Raw genomic sequence first — 24,353 nt, 5'->3', positions numbered from 1 at the left:
TGGGCGAGCGAACGACCCAAAGAATTATGTACCGGGACGAGCGGATTCCCTCGAAACGGGGACAGCCGTCGGCGCTACTGGAAGCCGATGCGGCCGCCGCGCCGACCCTGCGTGGGTTCGGAGCCGCCGCCCTTGAACTCGTCTTCCATCTGCTCGTAGTAGTCGAGCAGGTCGTCGGTGATGGTGGGCCGGACGTTCTCCATCGCCTGCCGGAAGTGGCGCATCTGGACCTCGGTGGCGTCGTCGTCCTCCCGGAGCGCCTCGATGGCGGCCTCGCGGCCGATGGACTCGAGGTCGCTCCCCACGTAGCCGTCGGTTATCTCGGCGAGTTCGCGCAGGCTCACGTCGGCCGCCAGCGGCGTGTCGTCGGTGTGGATCTTGAGTATCTGCTCGCGGCCCTCCTCGTCGGGCTGGCCGATCATCACGAGGCGGTCGAACCGGCCCGACCGGATGAGCGCGGGGTCGATCATGTCCGGGCGGTTGGTCGCGCCGATGACCATCACGTCGCCCTGCTCCTCCAGTCCGTCGAGTTCCGTGAGGAGCTGATTCACCACGCGCTCGGAGACGTTCGACCCGACCTCCTGACTCCGCGAGGGCGCGAGGCTGTCGAGTTCGTCGAAGAAGATGACGGTCGGGGAGACCTGCCGGGCCTTCCGGAACGTCTGGCGGATGGCCTTCTCGGACTCGCCGACCCACTTGCTGAGCAGTTGGGGGCCCCGCACGGAGATGAAGTTGGCGTTGGTCTCGTTGGCGACCGCCTTCGCCATCAGGGTCTTGCCCGTCCCCGGCGGGCCGTACAGCAGGACCCCGCTCGGCGGGTCGATGCCCAGCCGCCGGAACTTCTCGGGCGAGGAGAGGGGCCACTCGACGCTCTCTTGGACCTGCTCCTTGGCGTCTTCGAGACCGCCCACGTCGTCCCACGACACCTTCGGAAGCTCGACGAGGACCTCGCGCATCGCGGAGGGCTCGACCTCGTTCAACGCGCCGTTGAAGTCCTCGCGCTTGACTATCATCCGGTCGATGAGGCTCGGCGGGATGTCCTCCTCGTCGAGGTCGATCTCGGGGAGGTACCGGCGCAGGGCCTTCATCGCGGCCTCCTTGGTCAGGCTCTCGATGTCGGCACCCACGAAACCGTGGGTGTCGTTGGCGAGCCGCGAGAGGTCGACGTCGTCGCTGAGGGGCATCCCGCGGGTGTGAATCTGGAGGACCTCCTCGCGCCCCGTCTCGTCGGGGACGCCGATCTCGATCTCGCGGTCGAACCGACCCGGACGCCGGAGCGCGGGGTCGACCGAGTCGACCCGGTTCGTCGCGGCGATGACGATGACCTGCCCGCGGGATTCGAGGCCGTCCATCATCGTCAGCAGTTGGGCCACGACCCGGCGCTCGACCTCGCCGGTCACGTCCTCGCGCTTGGGCGCGATGGAGTCGAGTTCGTCGATGAAGATGATGGAGGGCGACTCCTCGGTCGCGTCCTCGAATATCTCCCGGAGCTGTTGCTCGGACTCCCCGTAGTACTTCGAGATTATCTCGGGGCCCGCGATGGAGAAGAAGCTCGCGGAGGTCTCGTTGGCGACCGCCTTCGCGAGCAGGGTCTTGCCCGTCCCCGGCGGGCCGTGGAGGAGGACGCCCTGTGGCGGCTCGATGCCCAGCTTCTTGAATATCTGGGGGTGCTTCATCGGGAGTTCGACCATCTCCCGGACGCGCTGGATCTCGCTTTCGAGGCCGCCGATGTCCTCGTAGGTGATGCCCCCGCCCGTCTTCTCGAAGCCGCTGATGGGCTCCTCGCGGAGTTCGACCTCGGTGTCCTCGGTGATGAGACAGACCCCGTCGGGGTCTGTCTCGACCGCGATGAGCGGAATCGCCTGTCCGGGCGACCGCATGAACGGGTGGTTCGTGCTCGACATCACGGGGACGATGTCGCGCTCGACCACCGGGCGCTTGAGTATCTGGCGCTTGACCATCCCGGCGGCGTCCGAGCCGAACTGGACGCTGGCCTCCTCGGGCGGCGCGAGCACCAGCTTGTCGGCCTTCTCGGCCTCGGCCTTCCGGATTTCGACGCGCTCGCCGATACCCACGTCGGCGTTCTGGCGGGTGAAGCCGTCGATGCGGACCGTGTCGGTGTTCCAGTCCTGTCGGTCGGCCCGCCACACCTTCGCGGCGGTGGTGTCACCGCCCTCGATCTCGATGATGTCGCCGGGGCTCAGCTTCAGATGGAGCAACGTGTCGGGGTCGAGGCGAGCGATGCCGCGTCCCGAGTCGTTCGGGTACGCCTTCGCCACCTCTAGTTGGACTTCGTTCATGATTAGGGCGTACGGGGATTGTTTGACAATCCGCGTCCGTCGGGGATAAGTCCTTTGCTACCGGGAGATTCCACCGTCGAACCGGCCGAGAGCGGCGGGAACTTCGTGCGCATGCTATGGATTTGCATACGTGTTCGCGCTACAAAGCCGTTTTGCGTCCCCGTGATTATTTCGGCGTACTCGGGCCCGGTTTAATATCGGCTTTCAGCTCGGGGCGCTCCGAGGGTGAAGACGGTCCCCCCGACCGGAACCACCGGCTTTTTCGCTACGAACCGCCCCACTACCTGTATGCAAACGCTCGCATTCGACGGCCGGATGGGCGCGAGCGGGGACATGCTCCTCGCCGCCCTCCTGGCCGCTGGGGCCGACCGCGATGCGCTCGCGCCGGTCGAGGACGCGCTCGGGGTGACCTACGAGGTCGGAACGACCGAGAAGAACGGCATCTCCGCGACGACCGTCTCGGTCCTGCTGGACGGGGAAGACGGCGACGGGGGCGAGAGCGAGACCGACCGCGACCACGGTCACGACCACGACCACGGCCACGGCCACGACCACGACCACGACCATTCTCACGGCGACGGAAATCACGACCACAGCCACGACCACAACAGCCACCACACCCACGACCACAACAGCCACCACACCCACGACCATCACGACGACCACCACGACCACGACCACACCCACGACCACACCCACGACCACACCCACGCCGAGGGTTCGGGGCCGCTCAGGACCTACCCCGAAGTCGTCGACATCGTCGAGTCGATGGCCCTCCCCGAGGGCGTCGAGGACGACGCCCTCGCGGTCTTCGAACTCCTCGGGGAGGCCGAGTCGAGCGTCCACGGCACCGACCTCGAATCCACGCACTTCCACGAGGTCGGCGCCGACGACGCCATCGCCGACATCGTCGGGACGGCGCTCCTCGTGGACGACCTCGCGCCCGAGCGAATCGTCACGCTCCCGGTCTCGACCGGCGGCGGGGAGATGGAGATGAGCCACGGCACCTACCCCGTCCCGACGCCCGCCGTGGTCGAGATCGCCGAGCGCGCCGACTGGTCGCTCCGCGGCGGCCCGGTCGAGGCCGAACTCCTGACGCCCACCGGGGCCGCCATCCTCGCGCACTTCGCCGAGGGCGTCGAGGCGCTCCCCGCGCTGAACGTCACCGCGTCGGGCTACGGCGCTGGCGGGTACGACTTCCCGGACCACCCGAACGTCCTGCGGGCGATGGTGGGAGCGAGCGAGACGGAGAGAGCAGGGGACCTCGTCTACGACGACGTCGCGGTCCTCGAAACCAACCTCGACGACGCGCCGCCCGAGATTCTGGGCGGCCTCCAGGAGTCGCTCAGGGAAGTCGGCGCGCGCGACGTGTCGGTCGTCCCGCTCACCATGAAGAAGTCCCGGCCGGGCCACCTCGTGAAGGTCGTCTGCAAGCCCGACGACGCCCGGAAGGTCGCCCGCCGACTCGCCGAGGAGACCGGAACCCTCGGGATTCGCCAGACAGGCGCGACCCACCGGTGGATTGCCCAGCGAGCGTTCGAGACGGTCGCCGTCGAGTTCGACGGCGACCGTTACGAGGTGGACGTGAAAATCGCGAGCGACGACGCGGGCGAGGTGTACGACGTGAGCGCCGAGTACGACGACTGCGCGGCGGTGGCGAGAGAGGCCGACGTGGCGGTACGCGAGGTGATGCGACGGGCCGAGATCGAAGCGAGAAATCGTCTCTGAGTGGTCCGGACTAACCACCGTGGGCGGGAATGAAAGGGGCCGCCCGCTCGCGGGCCTTCGGCCCGTGGTCGCCTGACCGACCCCTATCTCGGCCGGGTGGTGCGGAGAGGCCGAGATATGTCGGTCAGCGGCCTCCTCGTGAGCGAAGCGAACGAGGGCTCGGCAGAGCGGAGCTCTGCCGGTGGCGAGCTGGCGGGGGCTTTCGGGGAATCCTCAGCCACGTTTCCAACAGTTCGACTTGTAGACAAGATAGCGTTTCAACTCTCTCGTCTGTCTCCCTCCCGATGCTCCTCCATCGCCTCCTCCAGCGTCAGGTCCCCCGACGCCACCCGCCGGGCCAGTTCCTCGTCGATTTCCCGGTTGTCCTCGGACCGCTCGCGCGAGCGGTTCTTGATGACCTTCAGTTCCCCGGCGGTCGGCTCTATCTCCCGGCCCTCCACGCGCTCGCCCTCCAGTCGGGCGATGTTGACCGCCGCCAGCACGTCACCCATCCCGCGCGCGCCGGTGCCGAGGTAGGGCGTCGTCCCGGTCTCGTCGACGAGTTCGACCGGCACGTCCTCCAGCTCGCGGACGAGCTGTGCGCCCTGCAGGCGCGCGCCGTCGCCGATTCGGACCACCGGGTCCACCGCATCGGCGACCTCCTCGCGGACGACCTCGGCCACGTCGGCGAGCGGGACGTGGAACGCCGCGACCACCACGCCGCCCGAGAGGACCGCGATGCCGGGCCGGGTTCCGGGGTCGATTCCCACGACGGTCCGACCCCCGCCGCCCCGCAGGCGGGCCAGCGCCTCCTCGACCGCGCGCCGGGGCTCGTCGGGGTCGGCGACCACCGTTTCGACGCCCTCGGCGTCCACCGAGTCGCCCTCGGCGCGGATCAAGACCCGCGCCGAGTCGGGGAGGTCGGCGTCGAGTTCGACCGTGGTGAAGGTCACTCCGCGGTCCCGGAGTTCGTTGACCACGCCGTGGTACACTTCGAAGTCCTCGGTGGCGACGACGACTGTCACTACTCGGGGTTTGGTCGTCGGGGGTGAAAAGTACGGTTGTTGGGGAGAGAGCCGTTCGAGTGACCAGTAGCCATTCTCGATATTAATATCTGAATTGGTGTGGGTAGATATGTGCTAAATTAATTTATAATTGCATATATTACAACTGCTTTCTAATTAATGTGAAATCAAAACCTCCACTCCTGGCGACTGAATGTCCACTGTACGCCCTAATTTATTGTCCATATTTATGTCTGGCTTTGCGTATAGAGACGTCCCGCCCTCCGTTTTCTGGATTTTCGTTACTTCCCACTCAATCCCCGTTTTCTCATTTAGTTGCTCTTCAATTAGGTCTGCTAATTCATCACATGCGGCTAAAAAGTCATCGTGCGAGTCATCATTCCCACCCATAAGGTATTAGTAGCACTAAATCATATAAAAATGTCCGTGTCAATTATTTATCATGTATCATTACCTCGGCTTCGAGCCTAATATCCTAAATATATTATCGGTGAAATTTTCCTCGAAAGCCCCCGCCCGGTTGCGGTCGCTGAGCCGACCACGTCCTTCTGACGCGACTGGAGGGCCCCTTTCAGTCCGCCCTAACTGTGGACTGGGTCCTCAGCCGAAAGCCACATCCTCCCCAGCCGATTGCGTTTCTCGTCGCTCCCGTTGGTCGCTCCTGCGATACTCATCCCTCGCGCAGTTAGGCGAATCCACAAGGGATTCGCCCGCACGCGCCGGGGATGACTCAACACCGAGCGCGTCTTCGAGAGTCGGGATTCCGAGCGCCTCGGTTCCGAAACTCCAGTAGCGAATCCCGAACCTTTTGACCGGGTGGGACCAACCCCCGGTCGTGAACGACGAGACCATCCCGACCGGGTGCGGGCCGCTCGACGACCTGCTGGGCGGCGGGTTCGAGCGCGGGACCGTCACGCAGGTGTACGGCCCGCCCGCGGCGGGCAAGACCAACGTCGCGCTCGGCGCGGCGGTCGAAGTCGCCGCGGCGGGCGGAACCGCGGTGTACGTCGACACCGAGGGGCTGTCGCTCGCGCGGTTCGAACAGGTCGCGGAGGCCCGCGCGAACGCCACGGCGTCGGCGTCGTCGGCCGACGACGCCGACGCCGACGCCGTGGCCGACCTGACCTCCCGCATCGTCATCAAGGAGGCCTACGACTTCGAGGACCAGCAGGAGGCGGTCCGGGACGTTGGCGACCTCGCCGACCGCGCCGACCTCGTGGTCCTCGACAGCGCGACCGGATTCTACCGGCTCAAGCGCTCGGAGGACACCGAGGGCGGCGAGGCGCTCCGGCAGGTCGCGAGTCAGGTCACCCACCTGCTGTCGCTGGCGCGCAAGCACGACCTCGCCGTGGTGCTGACCAATCAGGTGTACACCGACCCCGACGGCGACCGCGCCCGGCCGCTCGGGGGCCACACCCTCGAACACTGGACCGGCACGGTGGTCCGCATCGACCGCTTCCGGGGCGGGAACCGTCGCGCGACCCTCGAAAAGCACCGCGCGAGACCCGCGGGCGAGACCGCCCAGTTCCGAATCACGGACGCGGGGCTGGAGGGCGCTGAGGACGTACCGTAAAAAGGCGATACGCGACTTACTCGTCGTCGACGAGGACGGCGTTCACGTTGCCGGTCTGGCCCGGTCGGGACGTGACGCGGGCGCGGCCCTCGCTGGTCTCGATGATCGCGCCCTTGGTGACGATGTTCCGCCGGACGTAGTTGGGGTTGGCGGCGTTCTCGACCACGTCCTCGATGGTCGCCTCGACGGTCTCGCCCTCGACCGCGACGCTCGCGACGTCGGTCGCGAGCGCGCGGGTCTTCTGCGTGTTGCCGCGGGCGTCGATGGTCCGGAACGTGGACTCACCGACCGTGGTCTCGGTGGGTTCGCGGCCCAGTTCGTGCTTCTTCTTCTTGTGCGACGGACGGAGTCGGCCGCCGGTACGCTTGCGCGTGGAGCCTCCCTGGTCTTTCATACTCTGGAAATCGGCGAGCCTACACTTATATATCTCGGATTAGCTTCCGGGGCGCTCGGCCGACGACCCCGCCCGAGACCGTCACATTTAGGCCCCCGACCCGCGCCCTTCCGAGCGATGAGCCTGCGAATCGCGGTGGCCGCCCCGTTCCAGCAGAAGGGCAAGGAGTCGATGCCCGAGAGCGAGTTCGTGGTCGCGCTGTCGCTCGACCGCGACTGGTTCTCGCCCGACCAGGCCGAGCGCCTCGTGGACGTGGCCAGCGGCGGGGGCCTGCTCGCCCGCGAGGACGGCGACGTGGTCGCGGAGTTCGACCCCTCCGAGGTCGAGATTCCCGAGGAGTTCGTGCCCGACGAGTCCATCCTTCAGGAGCGCTCGACCTTCGAGCGCCTGCTCGACGAGGTGGTCGCGGCCGGGACCGACAAGCAGACCGCGGTCGCCGAGATAAACGAACTCCAAGGCGACCTCGGGGTCACCATCGAGGCGGCGGCGGTCGTCTACGCCCGCCGGAGGGGTATCGACGCGAGCGAGGAGGCCGCCGACGCCCGCGAGGAACTCAAAGCCGAAGGCTAATCCCGGCGTTCGCCCTTCCTTCTCCCATGGTCGAGGACCGAACCACCGACGGCAAGCGCATCGCTCAGCTCCTCTCCTCGGAGGTCGACGGCCGCGAGGACTCCGGTCTCGGCGCGCTGGCGGTCGTCGACGCCGACCCCGACGTCGAGGGGTCGGCCGACGGCGAGCTGGCGTACCGAATCGCCCGCCGGGGAACGGAAGACACCGAAATCCTCGCCGAAGTCTACGTCCACGACGACCGCGCTCGCATCGAGTTCCGCGAGGGAGTCGACGCGGCCGCAGAAGCCGCCGAGGAGGTCGACCTCAGGGTCCGACCGAAGGCGGTCCGACCGCCCAGAACGCTGGTGTTCGTCGAGGACGGCGCAGAGGTCAAGCGTGCGACCGACGTGCTGGTGGCGGTCCTGCGGTCCGGCGCGGACGCCGGGTCGGAGCCGGGCGACGATTCCGGGTCACAGTCGGGCGACGATATCCGGTAGCTCGTCGGCGAGCGCGTCGCGCTCGACGACGGCGTCGGCGTCCGGCACGGGGTCGGGGCCGCCCTCGTAGACGACGTGGACGGCGTACATCCCCGCGGCCTGCGCGCCGTGAACGTCGGCGTCGGGGTCGTCGCCGACGTACACCGCCTCGTCGGGGTCGACGCCGAGCGCGTCGAGGATGGCCCGGAAGGCCCGCTCGTCGGGCTTGCCCGCGTCGAGGTTCCCGGTGATCGCTATCGCGTCGAACTCCTCGACCCAGTCGAAGCGGTCGAGTTTGCTCCGCTGGGCGTCGGCCGGGCCGTTCGTGAGCAGGCCGAGCCTGTACTCCTCGCCGAGGGCCGCGAGCAGGCCGGGGACGCCCGCGACCGCCACGAGCGAGTCGGCGACCTTCTCGCGGTAGGCGTCGGCGAGCGCCTCGGGGTCGATGTCGGCGTCCTCGGGCAGGAGTTCGGCGAAGATTGGCACCCTGGTGTCGCTGTCGAGGTGGCGTGAATGGGCATCCAAGTACGCTTCGCGCGACAGCCGCGGGGCACCCACGGCGTCGGTCGCCTCGTCGAGCACCTCCTGACGGGGTCGGTCCGGCACGGTCAGCGTGTAATCGAAGTCGAAGACGACGGCGTCGACGGTCACGACCCGGACTTGGGGCGAGGGTGACTTGATACCTGCGGAGGGGCGGTCGGGAAACCGCGGAGGAAAAGAGCCTTGCCTTCGCCCTCGCAACTCCCGGCGTGACCCTCTCGCTCTCCGACCGACTCCGCGACCGGATTCGAACCACGGGCGGCGTCCTCTCGGTCGGCCTGAACCCCGACCCGTCGCGGCTCCCCGCCGACTGCCGGGAGTACGACTACCCCCGGCGGGCGTTCAATCGCAGAATCATCGACGCGACGAGCGACCACGCCGCGGCCTACACCGCCAGTCTGGCGGCCTACGAAACTCCCGACGGCTGGACCGCGCTCGAAGAGACCCTCGCGTACGCGCAGGCGCAGGGCGTCCCCGTGATTTTCGACGGCAAGCGCGCCGAGGTCGGCGCGGCCGCGCGCCAGCACGCGACCCTGCTCGACTCGGCCGACGCCCTGACCGTCTCGCCGTACCTCGGTCGCGAGAGCGCCGCGGCGCTCTCGCGACCGGGCCGCGGGGTATTCGTGGTGTGTCGGACGCCCAACTCGGGCGCGAGCGACCTGCAGGACCTCGAACTCGCTGACGGGGAGACGCTGGCCGAGCGCGCGGCCGACCTCGCCGGGGAGTGGGCCGAAGAGGCGGCGGGGGACGTGGGCCTGCTCGTCGGCGGGTCGGCCGACGACGTCGAGGCCCTCCGCGAGCGCGCCCCGGACCTGCCCTTCCTCGTGGTCGGGGGCGCGCGCAACGACCCGGAAGTCGCCGAGCACGCGACCGCCGACGGCGTCGGACTCGTGAACGTCTCCCGTGAGGTCCTCTACGCGGGGGAGACTGCGGGACGGGGACGCGAACCGGACGCCGACGCCTACGCCGCCGCGGCGCGGCAGGCCGCGGGACGACTCAAGCGACAGTTGCGCCGCTAGAACGTCATCACGTCATCGTCGTCGAGGTCCTCGGGGGACACCCGGTCGGGGTCGACGTTCTCGCCGGTCGGCGCGCACTGGACGCAGAGGTCCATGCCGTCGTTCCAGTGGCGTTCGCAGACCTGATTGCCGCAGTTGGGACACGAGTGTTCTGCTTCGCGGCTCTCGCATATCTGACACAGGCCCGTGACGCTCATGGTACGTGGTTCGGTTTCGTCTTCCAAGAGTCTGTGGGCGTCCCTCTCGGAGTGCGGTGGGGACTGAACGTCGAAGACGACAGAGAGGAGGGTCGTAGAAGCTCCAGAACGCGGGGAGTCAGTTTTCGGAAAGCTCGTCCCGAAGCGACCCCATCTCGGCGACGCGCTCGGCGTGAGCGTTGTGCTGGTGGATGGACTCGTCGTTGCTCTGTTTCATCGTCACCACGGCGCCGTCGGGCAGGTCGGGGAACTCCGAGACGACGCCCTCGGCCATGTCGCGCACGCAGTCCTCGACGAACTTGGCGTTCGCGTGGGCCTCGAAGGTCATGTGGTCCTCGTCGGGGCGCTTTGCGAGGTTGTAGATGCGCGCGCTCATCGAGTCGCGCGCGACCTCGATGATGTCGTTGAGGTCGGCCTCGGGCGCGCCGTCGCTCTCGACGGTGAGGGTGGCGTGGCCCCGCTGGGAGTGGCCCGCCTGCGGGACCTCCCGGAGGAACTCCGAGACCTCCTCGTCGCCGACGCCGAGCTCTTCGAGCTTCCGGCGGGCGGTCGCGCTCATCATCCCCTGCGAGCAGGGACAGACCGTCATCCCGGTGACGCGCGCGCCGATCTCCTCGCGGGTGCCCTCGTCGGTCGCGGTCGCGCCCGCCACGATGTCGACCGTGGCCTGCGTGGGCCGTTCGCTCGCGGGCGTCTCGTCCTTGAGCATGTACTCGGCCTCCATCCGGACCTCGGCCTTCGAGGTGTAGTCGTGCTTGCCGAGCAAGCGTTCGGCGGCCTCGCCGCACACGTCCTCGACGCGGTAGGTGGGTTCGCTCACCGCGTCCTCCAGAATCTCGTCGACGACCTCCATGTTCCTGCTCATGTCCGCGCCCTTCCGCCAGCCCGGCAGGTCGACCAACACCTCGAACTCGGCGGTCAACACGATGGGACGCTTCTCGGGGCGGGCGAGTTCGACCAGCTTGGTCACGCCGGTCACCCCGACGCGGTTCAGGCCGACCGTCACGTCCGGTTCGGATGCCTGCACGTCCGGTAGTTGTTCGTCCATTGTCGGGACCTAGCGAATCAGCAGGATTAGGGCTTTCCCTTTCGGCAGGTTCAGTCGAGTTTCCCGAGCGCCCGGAAGAAGTCGCTGGCGGGTTCGGCGATGCGCGTGGGCTCGTCGGCAGACCGCACGGTCACCCGCTCGGGCATCTCGAACCGCTTTCGCGTACTGTCGCTACTGGCGAAGCCGTGTTCGGCCCCGTCGGCCCGGATTTCGACCACCGAGTCGCCCGAGACGACCAGCGGTGGCATCGACTCGGCGGCGCACATCTCGGTGACGACCAGCGCGTCCACCTCGGGGTGGACCAGCGGGCCGCCCTCGCTGAGGTTGTAGGCCGTGCTCCCGGTCGGTGTCGAGACCAGCACGCCGTCGGCGTGCCCGTCCGAGAACGGTCGGCCGTCGACCCGGACCTCGTACTCCAGCCCGTTGCCGTGGCCGCGCTGGGGACCCTGTACCACGATTTCGTTCAGGGCCGGTGGGAGTTCGACTCCCGACTCCGTCTCGGCGCACAGGCGGGGCACGTCCCGCGAGGGAATCTCGCCGGTCTCGCGGAAGCGCTCGACCACCGACTCGACGGTCTCGACCGCCTCGCCCGGCCTGACGCCGTTGAGGAACCCGACCTCGCCGAGGTTGACGCCCAGAATCGGCGTCGGCCCCGCGCCCCGGGCCGCGAAGAGGAAGGTGCCGTCGCCGCCGATGGAGACCACGAGGTCGGACGCGTCCATCTCCTCGACCGGGTCGCCCTCGCCGCCGAGCGCCTCGGCGGTCGCGGCGTCCAGTCGAACCGTCACCTCGTCCGGTAGCGCTTCCCGAATCCGCCCGGCCAGAGAGGCCGCCCTGTCGTTACCCATCTGGGCGACGATGCCGACTCTCATCGGTGACCCTTCTCGCCCGCCCGTCAAAAGTCCCCCGGCGTGGACGACGACCCGCGACACGGCCGACGCGGGAAAGGACGCGCCGAGGACGGCCCGCGAACGACAGTCGACGCGAGAAACATTCAAATGCGGTCGGTCCGAGGTGCCCGACATGGTCCGCGCTCGACCGACTGGAGTTGGTCGCCGTGAGTGACGACGACTGGTTCGAGCGAGCGCTCCGCGAGAGCGGTGAGGACGAAGCGAGCGGCGAAGACCGCGATTCGCCGGACGACGACTCCGATTCGGAGACGGACGACCGCCCCGCGTCCGCCAGCGGATTCGAGGACGCACCCGAGTTCGACCCCGAGCGAACTGGCGGCGACGACGCCGAACCGACCCCCGACCGGTCCGGCGGGTCGTCGGGCGGGTTCGCCGACGCCGACCCGTACGACGCGGCCGATGCGGGCGACGACACGGAGTTGTTCGAGGACGACTTCGCCACCGCGTTCCGGAACGCCCCGGGCGGGGGAGCGGGCGGCCAAGCAGGGAGCAACGCGGGAGCGTTCGGCGGCGACGGGGAGTTCGGCGGTGGGGACGACGCCGAGTTCGGCATGGGCGGCGGATTCGGTATGGACCCCGGCGCCGGGTTCGGAGGAGGGGAACCCGAGTCGTTCGACGACGAGGAGTTCGAGTCGTCGATTCCGCGGGTCGACGTGGGCATCGACGGCCTCGACAGCATGATACAGGGCGGGGTCCCCGAGCGGTCGCTGATGACCACCATCGGGTCGGCCGGGACCGGCAAGACCACCTTCGGCCTCCAGTTCCTCCACGAGGGGCTGGAAGCGGGCGAGAACGCGGTGTTCATCACGCTCGAAGAGAGCCACGACCGCATCGTCAACACCGCGACCGAGAAGGGCTGGGAGTTCGACGAGTACCAGGAGGAGGGCCGACTCGCGGTCATCGACCTCGACCCCATCGAGATGGCAAACAGCCTGACCTCCATCCGCAACGACCTGCCGCGACTCGTCGAGGAGTTCGGCGCGACCAGACTCGTCCTCGACTCGGTCTCCCTGCTGGAGATGATGTACGACGACCAGGCCACCCGCCGAAACGAGGTGTACGACTTCACCAAGAGCCTCAAGGAGGCGGGCGTGACCACCATGCTGACCAGCGAGGCCAGCGAGGACAACCCTTACGCCTCCCGACACGGCATCATCGAGTACCTCGTGGACGCCGTGTTCATCCTGCGGTACATCCGGTCGGGCGACGACTTCCGGGAGACCAGACTCGCGGTCGAAATCCAGAAGATACGGGACGCGAACCACTCCCGGGAGATAAAGCCCTACTCCATCACGAACGAGGGCATCAGCGTGTACCGGCAGGCGAATATCTTCTGACCCGCGTCGCTACGAGTCCTCACGAAGCCGCTGGAGGTGCGATTTCGCTTCGGAAAGCGTCGTCAGTTGTACGGCCTGTCCATCTTCGACGAGTGGAGCCATCGGGTCGGAAGCCATCTCTAACGTCACCTCTCTGACGACCGCTTCGTCGTGATGTGGCAGGGTTCGTTCGACCGAGTCCAGAGAAATGCGGTCCGGTTCGACGATCTCTTGTGCAATGAGCGTCCGGAGAACGTCCGACTTGACCGCTTTTCGCGCCCTACTTCTCGTAGATGACTTTTCTATCTCGTCGCCGACGATAGCTCCCAGCACGGCCCCGCCGAAGACGCCAGCAGGTCCGAAACTCGCTCCGATTACCGCACCGGTCGCGGCACCACCTAAAACGCCAGCACCGCTGGAACCGATACTCGACGTTTTCCCGGCCCGAGCGTACATCTCGCCACCATCGGGAGCGACATCGTCGGACGGCATTTGCTCGCCTCTCGGTTCGCCGTCCATCATTATAAGTCTGTAGTTGATGAGAGAGGTCTGAATCATCACGAGAACGAGGAGAAACAGGACGACCCAGATACCGAATCGTATTCGAACGAAATCGCCCAGCAACGGTACGACGAACGTTTGCACTACGAGGTCGATTCCGACTCGCACCGTCTCCCCGAAGTAGATCGAGAAGAGAAACACGAGGACGCCGAATCCGACCCGGGACCAGCGGGAGGGCTTCGAACTTCTCGTGAGTGATATCGACCGTTCCTAGGAACCACTTCACGCCATCGATACCGTACAGAACGGGGCCCCGCGGTCGTGAGTGAGACACTTCGGACGCATCACTATCCGTCTCGTCCGTTCGGTCCCTCGAAGATTCGAGAACCATAGCTGACGCTACTGCCCTTCTAGTAATTAAAATTCAGCGCGCTTTACCCCGACGTTTACCGAACCACCGTCACCGGCATCGTCGCGCGCCGGACCACCGTCTCGGCGACGCTCCCGAGCAGGATGCGCGAGACGCCCGACCGGCCGTGGCTCCCCATGATTATCTGGTCGAAGCCCTCCTCCTCGGCGTACTCGACGATGACGCTCGACGGCCGACCCATCTCGGTGGCCGTTTCGAGGGTCGTCCCGTACTCGTCGGCGGTCTCTTGGGCACCTTCGAGCAGGGTCTCGCTCTGGGCCTTGGCGTTCTCGTACCAGTTCTCGGAGCCGCCGGGTACCCCGACCGGCGCGTTGTAGCCCGCGTCGATGGGGTCGAGGACGTTGATAGCGGTGATGTTCGCGTCGGGGAACTCTTCGAGTGCGTATTCGAGCGCGGTCTCGGACTGCTCGGAGCCGTCGACGGGGACGAGTACCTTCTTGCTCATGGTTGGAGATACGCGAGGAATTCCTTTAAGCGTACAGGCAGTTCTCGGAAACTGAGAATTACGGGGCGCGAGGTCGGCGGGACCTCGCTACTCCCGGCCGTGCTTGGTCAGACACTTCGAGAGCCCGGTTATCTCGACCGGCTCGGAGTTGTCGGGCGAGTAGACGACCATCTGGCCCTTCTCCATGTAGGGGACCTTCCCCTCTAGCTCGGCCGGGATGTTGACGCTCTTGATGGCGTCCTCGTCGCCGAGGTTGAGGACGATGGTGGTGTTGACCTGCTTGAACACCGGGTCCGCGATGTCCTGAGGGTCCTGCGTGATGAGGAACAGGCCGAGGCGCTCTTTGCGACCCTGCTTGGCCGCGTCGGTGAACTTCCCGATGACCTTCCGGGCCTGCACGTTGTCGGCGTCGGTCAGGAAGTTGTGCGCCTCGTCCATCCCGACCACGAGCGGGGTCTCCTTGATGTGTTGACTTTCGGGACTGTTGGAGAGCTTGTCGTCGATGAGGAGGCTGGCGACAGCGAGAACGAACAACTCCTTTGCCCGACTGGACGTGAGATGGTACGTCGGGATGGTCGTCAGTCCACCGCGACGAACGAGTTTGTGGTCGAGTTCGGTGATCGGAGTTGCGTTCTGGTCGAAGATTCCGGACGGGATCGCACGAACCCGGCGTTTGACGGCATCGTAGGTGGCTTCGTGGACTTTGCCCGACTCGTCCAATTCTTCCTTGAGTGCGGGATCGTCGAGGAAAGCGAGGAACTGCCGGTACGTTCCGTCCGGACGTTGTGTGAAGAAGCGGCCGAGAAGTTCTTTCAGTGCAGGATACTGATTTTCGTTTAGGGAACTCCCGGCCACGAGCCATGGTCGGTTACTCGCCATCGAAAACGGAACCGTGAACGTTTCGTACTCGGCTCGATGGTTGTCCGGCGAGTAGGAGACGCCGTTTTCCTTTGGAGCGAGTACGAGCGTATCGTCGTGACCGCCGTGAGCGATGCCCTCCCGTTCCCATCCGCGCTCGTCCTCGGCGGTCACCTCGGGGTTGTCGTCGTGCATCTGGGCGTACTCGTCCTGCGGGTCGAACTGGACCACCGCGGCCCGACGCTTCGCGCCGTCTTCCATCTCGTAGCGGCGCTCCTCGGCGAGGAACTGCCGGAGGACGTTCTTCGCGCCGTGGGTCTTGCCCGACCCCGTCCCGCCAGCGACGAGGGTGTGGCGGAACACGAGCGGGTCGCCGTCGGCGTAGTCGTCCTTGAGTCGGTAGTCGATTGTTGGGGGCTGGGCGGCGGTCCGGACCTTCTCACCCCCGACCGAGAGGTGGCCGAGGAACACGCCGTCTTCTGGCATCTTGAGGCCGGTCTTGATTTCGGCCTTGTCGTCGGCCTGCCGGACGACGGCCTTGGGCTTTGGCACGCGGTCGGTCATCCGGCGCTTGAGGTCTCCCTCGTCGGAGTACAGGACCGCCACCGGCTCCAGCGTCGCCATCAGCTTGTAATCGGTCTCCTCTATCGCCTCGCGGCGCATCGCGCGCTTCGAGTGAATCTCGGTCGCGTCGTCGACCTGATACTCTTGCTCGTACGAGAGGGCGGAGATGCGGCAGAACAGCTTCTCGTCGTCTGGGTAGGGCACGAGCAGGTACTTACCGACGCGCACGTCCTCGCGGTTGTCTGCGGTCACGTACGCGCGCACTCGGGTGTCGTCTTCCTCCTCGCCGATTCGGAGGCCGCCCGCGGCCGAGAGCGTGCCGATGCCGCGGTCGGTCCCCACGGGGGAGGGGTCCATCGACTCGAAGCGGTCGTCGTCGGCGGCCGCGCTCGTCTCGGTGTCGTCGCGGGCCGGGGCGTCGCTCGCGGTGTCGTCGCCCTCGAAGTTCTCGAAGTCGCCGAGGTCGGTCATCGTTCCGGTCATTGCGGTTAACCCTCTTGTCAGTTTTCCTCCGCCGGTCTCCCGCGACGGCCCGGTCCAGCGCCGCGACGGCCCGGCCCGGTTCCGGGCCGGGCCGTCGTGGCGCTCTGTGTCCGGGTCCAACCTCGTGTCCGGTTCCCACACCGTACCCGGGACGCGTCCCTTTTACCTGCTGACGCCGTACGTCCGGTCATGCTACTCATCCGTGGCGAAGCCGGGGGGACCACCCTGACGGGCACGCTGTACGAGCGTGGGGAGCGCGCGCCGCGGTTCAAGGGCGCGCCCGACGAGGACGCCCCCTACGTCTGGGTCTGCGACGAGTTCTACCAGGTCGAGAGCGGCGGGACCGTCCAGAAGGTGAACGGCGAGGAGGTCAACGTCGCGTTCGAGTCGCCGATGCCCCGCGGGTTCGACACGAAAGAGCAGGCGACCGAGGCGGCCCGCGAGCACGTCCGGACCCAGTTCGCTCGCATCGGCGTCGACCCCGAGGACGTGGAACTGACCGTCGAGAAGTCCGAGACCGAGGCCGCCGAACCGCGCTGAGGCGAGTCGGTGAACCGCGGCGAATCGGCCCGACGAACCGCGGCGAATCGAACTGACGGTCGCGCTCGGCGCGACCGTCAGTAGTCCCGGCCCCACCGCACCGCGTTGTAGTTGCGGTCGAGTTCCGTGTCGAGCGACTCCTCGAACGACTTCACCAGCGACTCGGCGCTCCCGCGGTCGATGGCCGCGAGTTCGTCGGCCTTCGAGATGGCGCGGGGCGGCCCGCGCTGGAGCGCGACCTCCTGGAGTATCTGGCGCTCGATTTTCCGGCGAGTCCCCTCGTCTTCGGTCACGGCGTAGGGCGCTTCGACCTTGAACACGAGGTCACGCCGGGGGTCGTAGACGATGCAGAAGGTGACCCGGTACTGCTCGGGGTCGAGTTCGCGCTCGACGAGGTCGTTGTCGGGGTCGTTGAAGAAGTCGTCGGTGCCAGCGGTCGAGACGAACCAGTTCGTCAGCGTCAGGTCGTCGGTGAGTCGCTCGAACTCGCCGTCGACGCGCTCGCGGCGCTCCAGTATCTGGGCGAACAGTCCCGCGTCGTGGGCCCACGGCACCGGCGCGAAGTCGCTGCTCCGCTTGAGGGTCCGGACGATGGACTTCGCCGAGACGTTCTTGACGAACCCCGCGAGCGGAACGTCGCGTTCGACGAACGTCTCGACCAGCTCGACGTAGTTCTGCAGAATCCGGGCAACGTCCTCCGAGTCCCGAAACAGGTCGGTGAGGGCGGTGCTCCGGTAGTACCACCGGAGGACCCCCTTCGGGTAGATGGGGCCGTCGAGCAGGAGGAACTCCGACACCGACTCGGCGTGTTCGAGCGCGTGGCTGCTCTCGGCGAGGTAGAGCGCGAGCGCGTGGACCACGTCCTCCTCGTACTGGCTCTTGGGCAGGTGGGTGTGGACGATGCGACGCCGACTGCCGTCGTTGTAGGGTTCCCAGTCGGTCCCGAAGTCCCGGGACGTGTCGTTGAGGTGCAGGGCCTTCACGACGGTCCGGCGGTCGTGGAGGCCGAGGTCCGACGGCGTGGCGCTCATCGCGGCGTGGGCAACGTCGAGGACGAGACCGTTCTTGAACGGCCGGGAGTTGAGCGTCCCGGCGTCGAGGCCGTGTATCGTCGCGAACGGCGGGTCTTCGAGCGCAATCTTCTCGCAGTTCACCCGGCGGCGCGACTGCTCGTCGATTGGTTCGAGGATCACGTCGCCCTCGTCGTCGTACAGCGGGTCGAGGTAGTGTTCCCACACGTCTTCGGCGAACTCCCGGTGGTCGCGGTCCTCGGCGTCGTAGTCGATGCGGTCGGCCAGCCCCGCGATGCCGTCGAAGTGCACCGGGTCGAGGGTCATGCGCGAGGGGTTCGCGTGAGGTCCGGAAAAAGGGTCGGGTTCGGCGCGAGGGTGGTCGGAGTCTCGTCGTCGGTTCGGAGTCCTCTGAAGCGAACGCCCAGAAAGCCCCCGCTCGCTCGCTACGAACTACGACTTTCAAAACCGAGAACGCCCAGAAAGCCCCCGCCCGCTCGCGGTCGCTGACGCGGGATATCTCCGCGGCTCTCCGCACCGCCCGCCGCGGAGATACTGGCCCGCGCAGACGACCATGGCCTTCGGCCGCGAGCGGGCGGCCCCTTTCAGTCCGGCCGACAGCACCGCAACCGCAGGCCACATCCTCCCCAACCGACTGCGCTTCTCGCTCCCTTCGGTCGCTGTGATGCTCGTCCCTCGCGCGCCTTGGTGCGGGCCAAACCACGGCCCGCACCAGCGCGCGCCGGGATGTTCCCACCGGAGGTCTGCCAGCGGACCAATCAACCGCGGGCGGGACTGAAAGGGGCCGGTCGCTCGCGTTCAGTTTAGTCGCCTCAGCGACCTCTATCGCCGCGCGGTTTGCGGCGATATGTCGCTGAGCGACCGCGAGCGGCCGGGGGCTTTCTAACTGGTCGTCGTTCCGTCTGCCCCAACGGTTCGTAGCGAGCGGCCGGGGGCTTTCGGTGTCTACATCGCGGCTACTCGACTCACGGAACTCGAATCTACACAGTCTCTACGTAGCACCAAGCCGAAGGGTAGTTACGCCGAGGCGTCCACGGTCCACCCATGAAGGCCGCGCTGATAATCCTCGACGGCTGGGGGTTAGGAAGCGAAGACGGAGGACGCAACGCCATCGAGGCCGCCGACACGCCGAACTTCGACCGACTGGCCGAGACCGGCGCGTACGGCACCCTCACGGTGTCGGGCCGCCGCGTGGGTCTGCCCGAGGGCCAGATGGGCAACAGCGAGGTCGGCCACCTCAACATCGGCGCGGGCCGGGTGGTCAAGCAGGAGTACACCCGCATCTCCGACGCCATCGAGGCGGGCGAGTTGGGCGACAACGACGCCATCGACGCCGCGTTCGACTACGCGACCGACAACGACGGGCGCGTCCACTTCGTGGGACTGGTCAGCGAGGGCGGCGTCCACTCCGACCAGAAGCACCTCTACGCGCTCGTCGAGCTGGCCGCCGAGCGGGGCGTCGACGCCGTGACCCACGCGTTCACCGACGGCCGGGACACCCCGCCGAAGAGCGGCGCGGGGTTCCTCGCCGACTTGCAGGAAATCGTCGACCGCGAGGGGACCGGCGACGTGGCGACCGTCTCGGGGCGGTACTACGCGATGGACCGCGACCGGAACTGGGAGCGGACGAAGCGGGCCTACGACGCCATCGTCGAGCGCGAGGCCGACCACGAGGCCGATTCGGCGGTCGAGGCGGTCGAGGAGAGCTACGACCGGGGCGACACCGACGAGTTCGTCGAGCCGACGCTCGTCGAGGGCGGTCCTGCCCTCTCAGACGGCGACGCGGCCGTCTTCTTCAACTTCCGGGCCGACCGCGCCCGCCAGCTCACCCGGATGCTCGCAGACATCCGGCCCGGCGACTGGGCGGCCGAGGGCATCGAGACGACTCCGCCGGACATCCACCTCACCACGCTGACCCAGTACGACGAGACGTTCGACCTGCCGGTGGCGTTCCCGCCCCACCAGCCCGAGGACGTGCTGGGGGAGGTCCTCGCCGACGAGGGACTCACGCAACTCCGCATCGCCGAGTCCGAGAAGTACGCCCACGTCACCTACTTCCTCAACGGCGGCCGGGAGGTGGAGTTCGACGGCGAGCGCCGGGAAATCGTCGAGTCGCCCGACGTGCCGACCTACGACCTGAAGCCCGAGATGAGTGCCGAGGAGGTCACCGACACCGCCGTCGCGGTCGTCGAGTCGGACGACCCCGACGTGCTGGTCCTCAACTACGCCAACCCCGACATGGTGGGCCACACCGGCGACTTCGACGCCGCGGTCGAGGCCGTCGAGGCCGTGGACGCCCAGCTCGGCCGACTCGTGGCGGCCGTCGAGTCGGCGGGCGGCCACGTCCTCGTCACCGCCGACCACGGCAACGCCGACGACATGGGGACGCCCGCCGACCCCCACACCGCCCACACCTACAACCCCGTCCCCGTCGTCTACCGCTCGCCCGAGGGCGACGACGGGGGTCTCCGCGTCCGTGAGGGCGGGTCGCTGTGCGACGTCGCGCCGACCCTCCTCGGACTCGTCGGGGTCGACCAGCCCGCGGCGATGACCGGCCGGACACTGCTGGAGTAGCTCGGTCGCGGCCGATTCTGACGGCCGCGAGCGGAATCCTCGCGCTCGTCGCGAGGCCCCTTCCCGTCCCTTCTCGCGGGGGGACGCGAGCGCTCGGCGAGCGCTCGCGTCCCCGACGAGACGGCCGACCGACGCTCGCGGAACGCCCCGGAGGGCCTACTCCCCGGTCCGGAACGACAGGTCCAGACTCGGCGCGGAGTGGGTCAGCGACCCCATCGAGACCACGTCGACGCCGGTCGCCGCGTAGTCGGACACGTCAGCAATCCCGATTCCCCCGCTGGCCTCCGCCAGCACCCCCTCCGGGAGGCGTTCGACGCCCTCGCGGACTTCCGCGGGGGGCATGTTATCTAACAGCACGATGTCGGCCCCGGCCTCGGCGGCCCGCGGGGCGTCGGCGGGCGACTCGACCTCGACCTCCAGTTTCGTGGCGAACGACTTCTGCTCGCGGAAGCGCCGGACCGCCGCCTCCAGGCCCATCTCGGCGACGTGGTTGTCCTTGACCATCACCATCCCCGAGAGGGTGAGCCGGTGGGTGTCCCCGCCGCCAGCCGCGACGGCGCGCTTCTCCACTCCTCGCAGACCGGGCGTGGTCTTGCGCGTGGCGGCGATCTCGACAGCGTCGCTGACCTCGCGGGCCGCCTCGACAGCCCGCCGGGTCTTCGTCGCCACCCCCGAGGCGTGGCCCGCGATATTGACCGCGACGCGCTCGCCCCGGAGGACCGATTCGGCGGGCCCCTCGACTGCCAGCACCGCGTCGCCCGGCGCGATTCGGTCGCCCGCGTCGGCGAGCGTCTCGACCGCCACGTCGAGGTACTCGAAGACCGCCTTCGCGGCGTCGAGTCCCGCCGCCACGCCCGCCTCCTTCGCGACGAGGCGGCCGGTCGTCTCGCCCGGCACGAGGTTGGTCACGTCGCGGTGGCCCACGTCCTCCCGCAGCCACGCCTCGACCTGCCGGTCAGTCGCTCGCATTCGCTGACACCCCTTCGGACTCGTCTTCGGTTGCGAGCGCGTGACAGCCCACCGGCTCTGCGTCCATCGCCGACCGGACGACCAGCAGGGCGACCACGCTGGCGCTCCGGAGCTCGTAGAGGCTCCGGCTCGTCCGGGTCCGCGTGTAGGCGTCGACCTCGCCCTTGAGCCGCCGGAGGGCCGCGGTCGCGCGCCGGAGGTCCTCGGGCGTCCGACGAATCCCGACGTTTTCGTCCATCACACGGCGCAGTCGGGCGAACTTCTCGTCGGCGAAGCGGTCGGGCAGGGCGGGGTCGCTGTCCCGGAGGTCCGGGATTTCGACGCGCTCGTGGTCGAGGCCCGTGGCCGCCGCCTCGGCGGCCGACGCCCCGGCGCGCAGGCCCCAGACCAGCCCCTCCAGCAGGCTCGTGGAGGCGAGGCGATTCGCGCCGTGGACGCCGGTCCGGGCGCACTCGCCCACCGCGAACAGCCGGTCGAGGTCGGTCCGGCCCCGGTCGTCGACCGAAATCCCGCCACAGAGGAAGTGCTCGCTGGGTTCGACCGGAATCCCCTCTCGCCAGTCGACGCCGCGGGCCTCGCATTTCCCTGCGAGGTCCGGGAACTCCCCGGCGAAGTCGAGGGGCGAGACGTCCAGCACGACCCGGCCGGTCGCCTCGCGCTCGTCGGCGACCGCCCGCGCGACCACGTCCCGCGGGGCGAGTTCGGCGTCGTCGTGGTAGTCGGGCATGAACCGCTCGCCCTCGGCGTTGCGCAGGACCGCGCCCTCGCCCCGGACCGCCTCGCTCACGAGGAAGGGCTCGTCGCCCGCGTAGGCCGTGGGGTGGAACTGGACGTAGGCCATATCCTCGACGGTCGCGCCCGCGAGGGCGGCCATGGCGATGCCGTCCCCGGTCGCGGTGTCGGGGTTGGTGGAGGTGCCGTAGAGCGCGCCGATACCCCCGGTGGCGAGGACGGTCGACCCCGCGAAAATCGCGTCCGTCTCGCCGTCCCGCTCGACGACCGCGCCGTGGACTCGCCCCTCGTGGGTCAGCAGGTCGAGCGCGGCGGTGTCCTCCCGAATCGTCACGCGCTCGCGGTCGCCGAGGTGGGCCAAGAAGGGTCCGAGGACGTGCTCGCCGGTGCTGGCGTCGACGTGGAGGATTCGCGGTTTCGAATGGGCGGCCTCCCGACCGTAGTCGAAGTCGGCCTCGCCCGCGTTCTCGTCGCCAGCGCGGTCGAAGGGCACGTCGAGGGTCTCGACCAGCACGTCCTCGACCGCCTCGCGGGCGTTCCCGACCAGCACCTCGACCGCGTCGGGGTCGGCGGTGTCGGCGCTCGCGGCCAGCACGTCCGCCGCGAACGACTCGGGGTCCGAGCGCGCGGTGGCGATTCCGCCCTGCGCCCAGTGGGAGGTCGTCTCCTCTGGCCGGGTCGCTTTCGTGACGACTAGCACGTCCGCGCCCTCGCGTGCGGCCGCGAGCGCGGCCGCACACCCGGCGATGCCGCTCCCGACGACCAGCACGTCGGTCTCGGTCGGGTCGGGGGACGAGTCACTCGCGGTCATATCTCCAGCATCCGCTCCATCGCCACGCTCGCGAGTTCGGCCTCGCGGGGCGGCACCTCGATGACGTTCCGCTCTCGGCCCGCGACCAGTTCTTCGAGCACCCACGTCAGGTAGTTCGGGTCGATCTGGCGCATCGCGTTGCAGTCCATGCACGCGTCGCCGCAGAGGGCCACGACGTTCACCTCGGGGTGCCACCGCTGGAGGTGGTTCGTGAGGTGGATTTCGGTGCCGATTGCCCACGTCTCGCCGGGGTCGGCGTCGGCCACCGTCTCGCAGATGGTCGCGGTGCTCCCGGCCACGTCGGCGGCTTCCACGACCTCCCGGCGGCACTCGGGGTGGACGATGACGTTCGCGTCGTCGTACGTCTCGCGAATCTCGGCGACGTGGTCGGCGCGGAACCGCTCGTGGACCTGACAGTAGCCGTCCCACAGAATGATGTCGCTGTCGGCGACCTCCTCGGCGTCCTTGCCCTCGGGGTCCCACGGGTCCCACTCGGCGATTTCGTCGGCCATCCCGAGCCGGTGGGCGGTGTTCTCCCCGAGGTGCTTATCGGGGAGGAACAGGACCTTGTCACCCCGGTCGAGCGCCCACTCGAACACGTCGTGGGCGTTCGAGGACGTGCAGACCGCGCCGCCCTGCTCGGCGCAGAAGGCCTTCAGGTCGGCGTAGGAGTTCATGTACGTGACCGGGACGATGTCGGCGCCGGGCGCGGCCGCGGTTATCTCGGCCCACGCGGCGTCGACCTGCAGGGCCTCGGCCATCCCCGCCATCGGACACGACGCCTCCATCGAGGGCAGTACCACGGTCTGGTCGTCGTCGGTGATGATGTCGGCCGACTCGGCCATGAACGTCACGCCGCCGAAGACGACGAATGGCGCGTCGGCCTCGGCGGCCTCGACGCTCAACTGGTATGAGTCGCCCACGAAGTCGGCGTGCTCGACTATCTCCCGCCGCTGGTAGTTGTGTCCCAGTATCACGAGGTCGTCGCCCAACTCGGCCTTCGCAGCCGCGATTCGGTCGGCGCGCTCGGCCTCGTCGAGGTCCCGGTAGGCGTCGGGCAACTGCTCCAGATTATCGTACTTGAAGAGGCTGAGGTCGGTCTCGATGTCGGCTGTTTCCATTTTTGGCACGAATTGCCACCTTCGATTGTTCTAGCCGTCGGTATCCGGTATTGAAAATATTTTCTCTTCATAGGCCGCTAGTGAATTGGTTTCTGGGGTCGATGTCCATCCGTGTACGAAGTCGAGAGATTCCTCGGCCCTCCCCGGCCGATTCCGACCGTTCAGGATAACAGATTCACGAGCAACGAGTGATAGCACGGAGGTACAAGCCAGTAATTATGAGGCAGTGTAAATACCTA

General features: G+C 67.8%; 23 protein-coding genes. 8 read left to right on the top strand and 15 right to left on the bottom strand.

Translation table 11 applies throughout. The features are described from left to right. Positions 1–74 precede the first annotated feature (74 nt). Positions 75–2,300, bottom strand: a complete 2,226-nt coding sequence (locus NGM10_RS13070; RefSeq protein ID WP_253479451.1) for a CDC48 family AAA ATPase — start codon at positions 2,298–2,300, stop codon at positions 75–77. A 288-nt stretch (positions 2,301–2,588) separates the two neighbouring features. On the opposite strand from NGM10_RS13070, the gene larC reads away from it, so the two are divergent. Further along, a complete protein-coding gene (larC, locus tag NGM10_RS13065; RefSeq protein WP_253479449.1) occupies positions 2,589–4,028 on the top strand; it encodes a nickel pincer cofactor biosynthesis protein LarC in 1,440 nt (479 codons plus the stop codon). A 257-nt stretch (positions 4,029–4,285) separates the two neighbouring features. Here larC and NGM10_RS13060 read toward each other — a convergent pair whose 3' ends face one another. Continuing rightward, complete coding sequence (locus NGM10_RS13060) at positions 4,286–5,032, bottom strand: hypothetical protein (protein WP_253479447.1); 747 nt, start codon at positions 5,030–5,032, stop codon at positions 4,286–4,288. Positions 5,033–5,188: 156 nt separating this feature from the next. After that, positions 5,189–5,422 (bottom strand): hypothetical protein, encoded by a 234-nt coding sequence (locus NGM10_RS13055; RefSeq protein ID WP_253479446.1) that lies wholly within the window; start codon positions 5,420–5,422, stop codon positions 5,189–5,191. Between the two features lie 445 nt (positions 5,423–5,867). On the opposite strand from NGM10_RS13055, the gene radB reads away from it, so the two are divergent. Beyond that, positions 5,868–6,605, top strand: a complete 738-nt coding sequence (gene radB, locus NGM10_RS13050; RefSeq protein WP_368408628.1) for a DNA repair and recombination protein RadB — start codon at positions 5,868–5,870, stop codon at positions 6,603–6,605. 16 nt (positions 6,606–6,621) lie between these two features. On the opposite strand, the gene NGM10_RS13045 is transcribed toward radB, so the two are convergent. Then, on the bottom strand, positions 6,622–6,999 hold the full coding sequence (locus NGM10_RS13045) for a 30S ribosomal protein S8e (protein WP_253479444.1): 378 nt from the start codon (positions 6,997–6,999) through the stop codon (positions 6,622–6,624). 117 nt (positions 7,000–7,116) lie between these two features. On the opposite strand from NGM10_RS13045, the gene NGM10_RS13040 reads away from it, so the two are divergent. Both NGM10_RS13040 and NGM10_RS13035 read left to right on the top strand, forming a co-directional pair. Continuing rightward, positions 7,117–7,569, top strand: coding sequence for a DUF2240 family protein (locus NGM10_RS13040; RefSeq protein ID WP_253479443.1), 453 nt, complete (start codon positions 7,117–7,119; stop codon positions 7,567–7,569). Between the two features lie 26 nt (positions 7,570–7,595). Then, positions 7,596–8,045 carry a DUF7993 family protein gene (locus tag NGM10_RS13035; protein WP_253479442.1) on the top strand — a complete coding sequence of 150 codons (450 nt, stop codon included), beginning with the start codon at positions 7,596–7,598 and terminating at the stop codon, positions 8,043–8,045. Here NGM10_RS13035 and NGM10_RS13030 read toward each other — a convergent pair. Further along, positions 8,019–8,675: an HAD family hydrolase gene (locus NGM10_RS13030; protein ID WP_253479441.1), complete on the bottom strand. Its 657-nt coding sequence runs from the start codon at positions 8,673–8,675 to the stop codon at positions 8,019–8,021. The two genes, NGM10_RS13035 and NGM10_RS13030, sit on opposite strands and share 27 nt — an antisense overlap. Before the next feature lie 98 nt (positions 8,676–8,773). On the opposite strand from NGM10_RS13030, the gene pyrF reads away from it, so the two are divergent. After that, complete coding sequence (pyrF, locus tag NGM10_RS13025; RefSeq protein WP_253479440.1) at positions 8,774–9,583, top strand: orotidine-5'-phosphate decarboxylase; 810 nt, start codon at positions 8,774–8,776, stop codon at positions 9,581–9,583. On the opposite strand, the gene NGM10_RS13020 is transcribed toward pyrF, so the two are convergent. The 3 genes from NGM10_RS13020 to NGM10_RS13010 all read right to left on the bottom strand — a co-directional run bounded on the left by NGM10_RS13020 (position 9,580) and on the right by NGM10_RS13010 (position 11,700). Continuing rightward, positions 9,580–9,780 (bottom strand): hypothetical protein, encoded by a 201-nt coding sequence (locus NGM10_RS13020; protein WP_253479439.1) that lies wholly within the window; start codon positions 9,778–9,780, stop codon positions 9,580–9,582. The two genes, pyrF and NGM10_RS13020, sit on opposite strands and share 4 nt — an antisense overlap. Before the next feature lie 118 nt (positions 9,781–9,898). Further along, the gene (mptA, locus tag NGM10_RS13015; RefSeq protein ID WP_253479437.1) at positions 9,899–10,828 is read right to left on the bottom strand and encodes a GTP cyclohydrolase MptA; all 930 of its coding nucleotides are present in this window, start codon (positions 10,826–10,828) and stop codon (positions 9,899–9,901) included. A 50-nt stretch (positions 10,829–10,878) separates the two neighbouring features. Then, complete coding sequence (locus tag NGM10_RS13010) at positions 10,879–11,700, bottom strand: NAD(+)/NADH kinase (protein WP_253479436.1); 822 nt, start codon at positions 11,698–11,700, stop codon at positions 10,879–10,881. 185 nt (positions 11,701–11,885) lie between these two features. Here NGM10_RS13010 and NGM10_RS13005 point away from each other — a divergent pair, with 185 nt between their 5' ends. Next, positions 11,886–13,076, top strand: coding sequence for a KaiC domain-containing protein (locus NGM10_RS13005; RefSeq protein ID WP_253479434.1), 1,191 nt, complete (start codon positions 11,886–11,888; stop codon positions 13,074–13,076). 9 nt (positions 13,077–13,085) lie between these two features. Here NGM10_RS13005 and NGM10_RS13000 read toward each other — a convergent pair whose 3' ends face one another. The 3 genes from NGM10_RS13000 to NGM10_RS12990 form a co-directional block, all read right to left on the bottom strand. Continuing rightward, complete coding sequence (locus tag NGM10_RS13000) at positions 13,086–13,757, bottom strand: glycine zipper family protein (protein ID WP_253479432.1); 672 nt, start codon at positions 13,755–13,757, stop codon at positions 13,086–13,088. Between the two features lie 245 nt (positions 13,758–14,002). Further along, entirely contained in the window at positions 14,003–14,431 is a 429-nt protein-coding gene (locus tag NGM10_RS12995; protein WP_253479429.1) for a universal stress protein, read from the bottom strand. A gap of 87 nt (positions 14,432–14,518) precedes the next feature. Then, positions 14,519–16,324, bottom strand: coding sequence for an ATP-binding protein (locus tag NGM10_RS12990; RefSeq protein WP_253479426.1), 1,806 nt, complete (start codon positions 16,322–16,324; stop codon positions 14,519–14,521). Between the two features lie 201 nt (positions 16,325–16,525). Here NGM10_RS12990 and NGM10_RS12985 point away from each other — a divergent pair, with 201 nt between their 5' ends. Continuing rightward, positions 16,526–16,876 carry a DUF7113 family protein gene (locus NGM10_RS12985; protein ID WP_253479425.1) on the top strand — a complete coding sequence of 117 codons (351 nt, stop codon included), beginning with the start codon at positions 16,526–16,528 and terminating at the stop codon, positions 16,874–16,876. 77 nt (positions 16,877–16,953) lie between these two features. On the opposite strand, the gene NGM10_RS12980 is transcribed toward NGM10_RS12985, so the two are convergent. Then, entirely contained in the window at positions 16,954–18,213 is a 1,260-nt protein-coding gene (locus tag NGM10_RS12980; RefSeq protein WP_253479423.1) for a DNA double-strand break repair nuclease NurA, read from the bottom strand. 738 nt (positions 18,214–18,951) lie between these two features. On the opposite strand from NGM10_RS12980, the gene gpmI reads away from it, so the two are divergent. After that, positions 18,952–20,481 carry a 2,3-bisphosphoglycerate-independent phosphoglycerate mutase gene (gpmI, locus tag NGM10_RS12975; RefSeq protein ID WP_253479421.1) on the top strand — a complete coding sequence of 510 codons (1,530 nt, stop codon included), beginning with the start codon at positions 18,952–18,954 and terminating at the stop codon, positions 20,479–20,481. 156 nt (positions 20,482–20,637) lie between these two features. On the opposite strand, the gene nadC is transcribed toward gpmI, so the two are convergent. Genes nadC through nadA form a run of 3 tightly spaced genes read right to left on the bottom strand, consistent with a single transcriptional unit; the run spans position 20,638 to position 24,114 of the window. After that, positions 20,638–21,450, bottom strand: coding sequence for a carboxylating nicotinate-nucleotide diphosphorylase (nadC, locus tag NGM10_RS12970; RefSeq protein ID WP_253479419.1), 813 nt, complete (start codon positions 21,448–21,450; stop codon positions 20,638–20,640). Further along, positions 21,437–22,993, bottom strand: coding sequence for an L-aspartate oxidase (locus NGM10_RS12965; RefSeq protein WP_253479417.1), 1,557 nt, complete (start codon positions 22,991–22,993; stop codon positions 21,437–21,439). Before NGM10_RS12965 ends, nadC begins: the two co-directional genes overlap by 14 nt. Then, positions 22,990–24,114 carry a quinolinate synthase NadA gene (nadA, locus tag NGM10_RS12960; RefSeq protein ID WP_253479415.1) on the bottom strand — a complete coding sequence of 375 codons (1,125 nt, stop codon included), beginning with the start codon at positions 24,112–24,114 and terminating at the stop codon, positions 22,990–22,992. The genes NGM10_RS12965 and nadA overlap by 4 nt, the downstream gene beginning before the upstream one ends. Positions 24,115–24,353: the final 239 nt, after the last annotated feature.

The sequence above is a fragment of the Halorussus salilacus genome (assembly GCF_024138125.1).
Classification (GTDB): domain Archaea; phylum Halobacteriota; class Halobacteria; order Halobacteriales; family Haladaptataceae; genus Halorussus; species Halorussus salilacus.
Note: the sequence above shows the minus strand (reverse complement) of the source record. Positions and strands in the feature narration are given on the sequence as shown.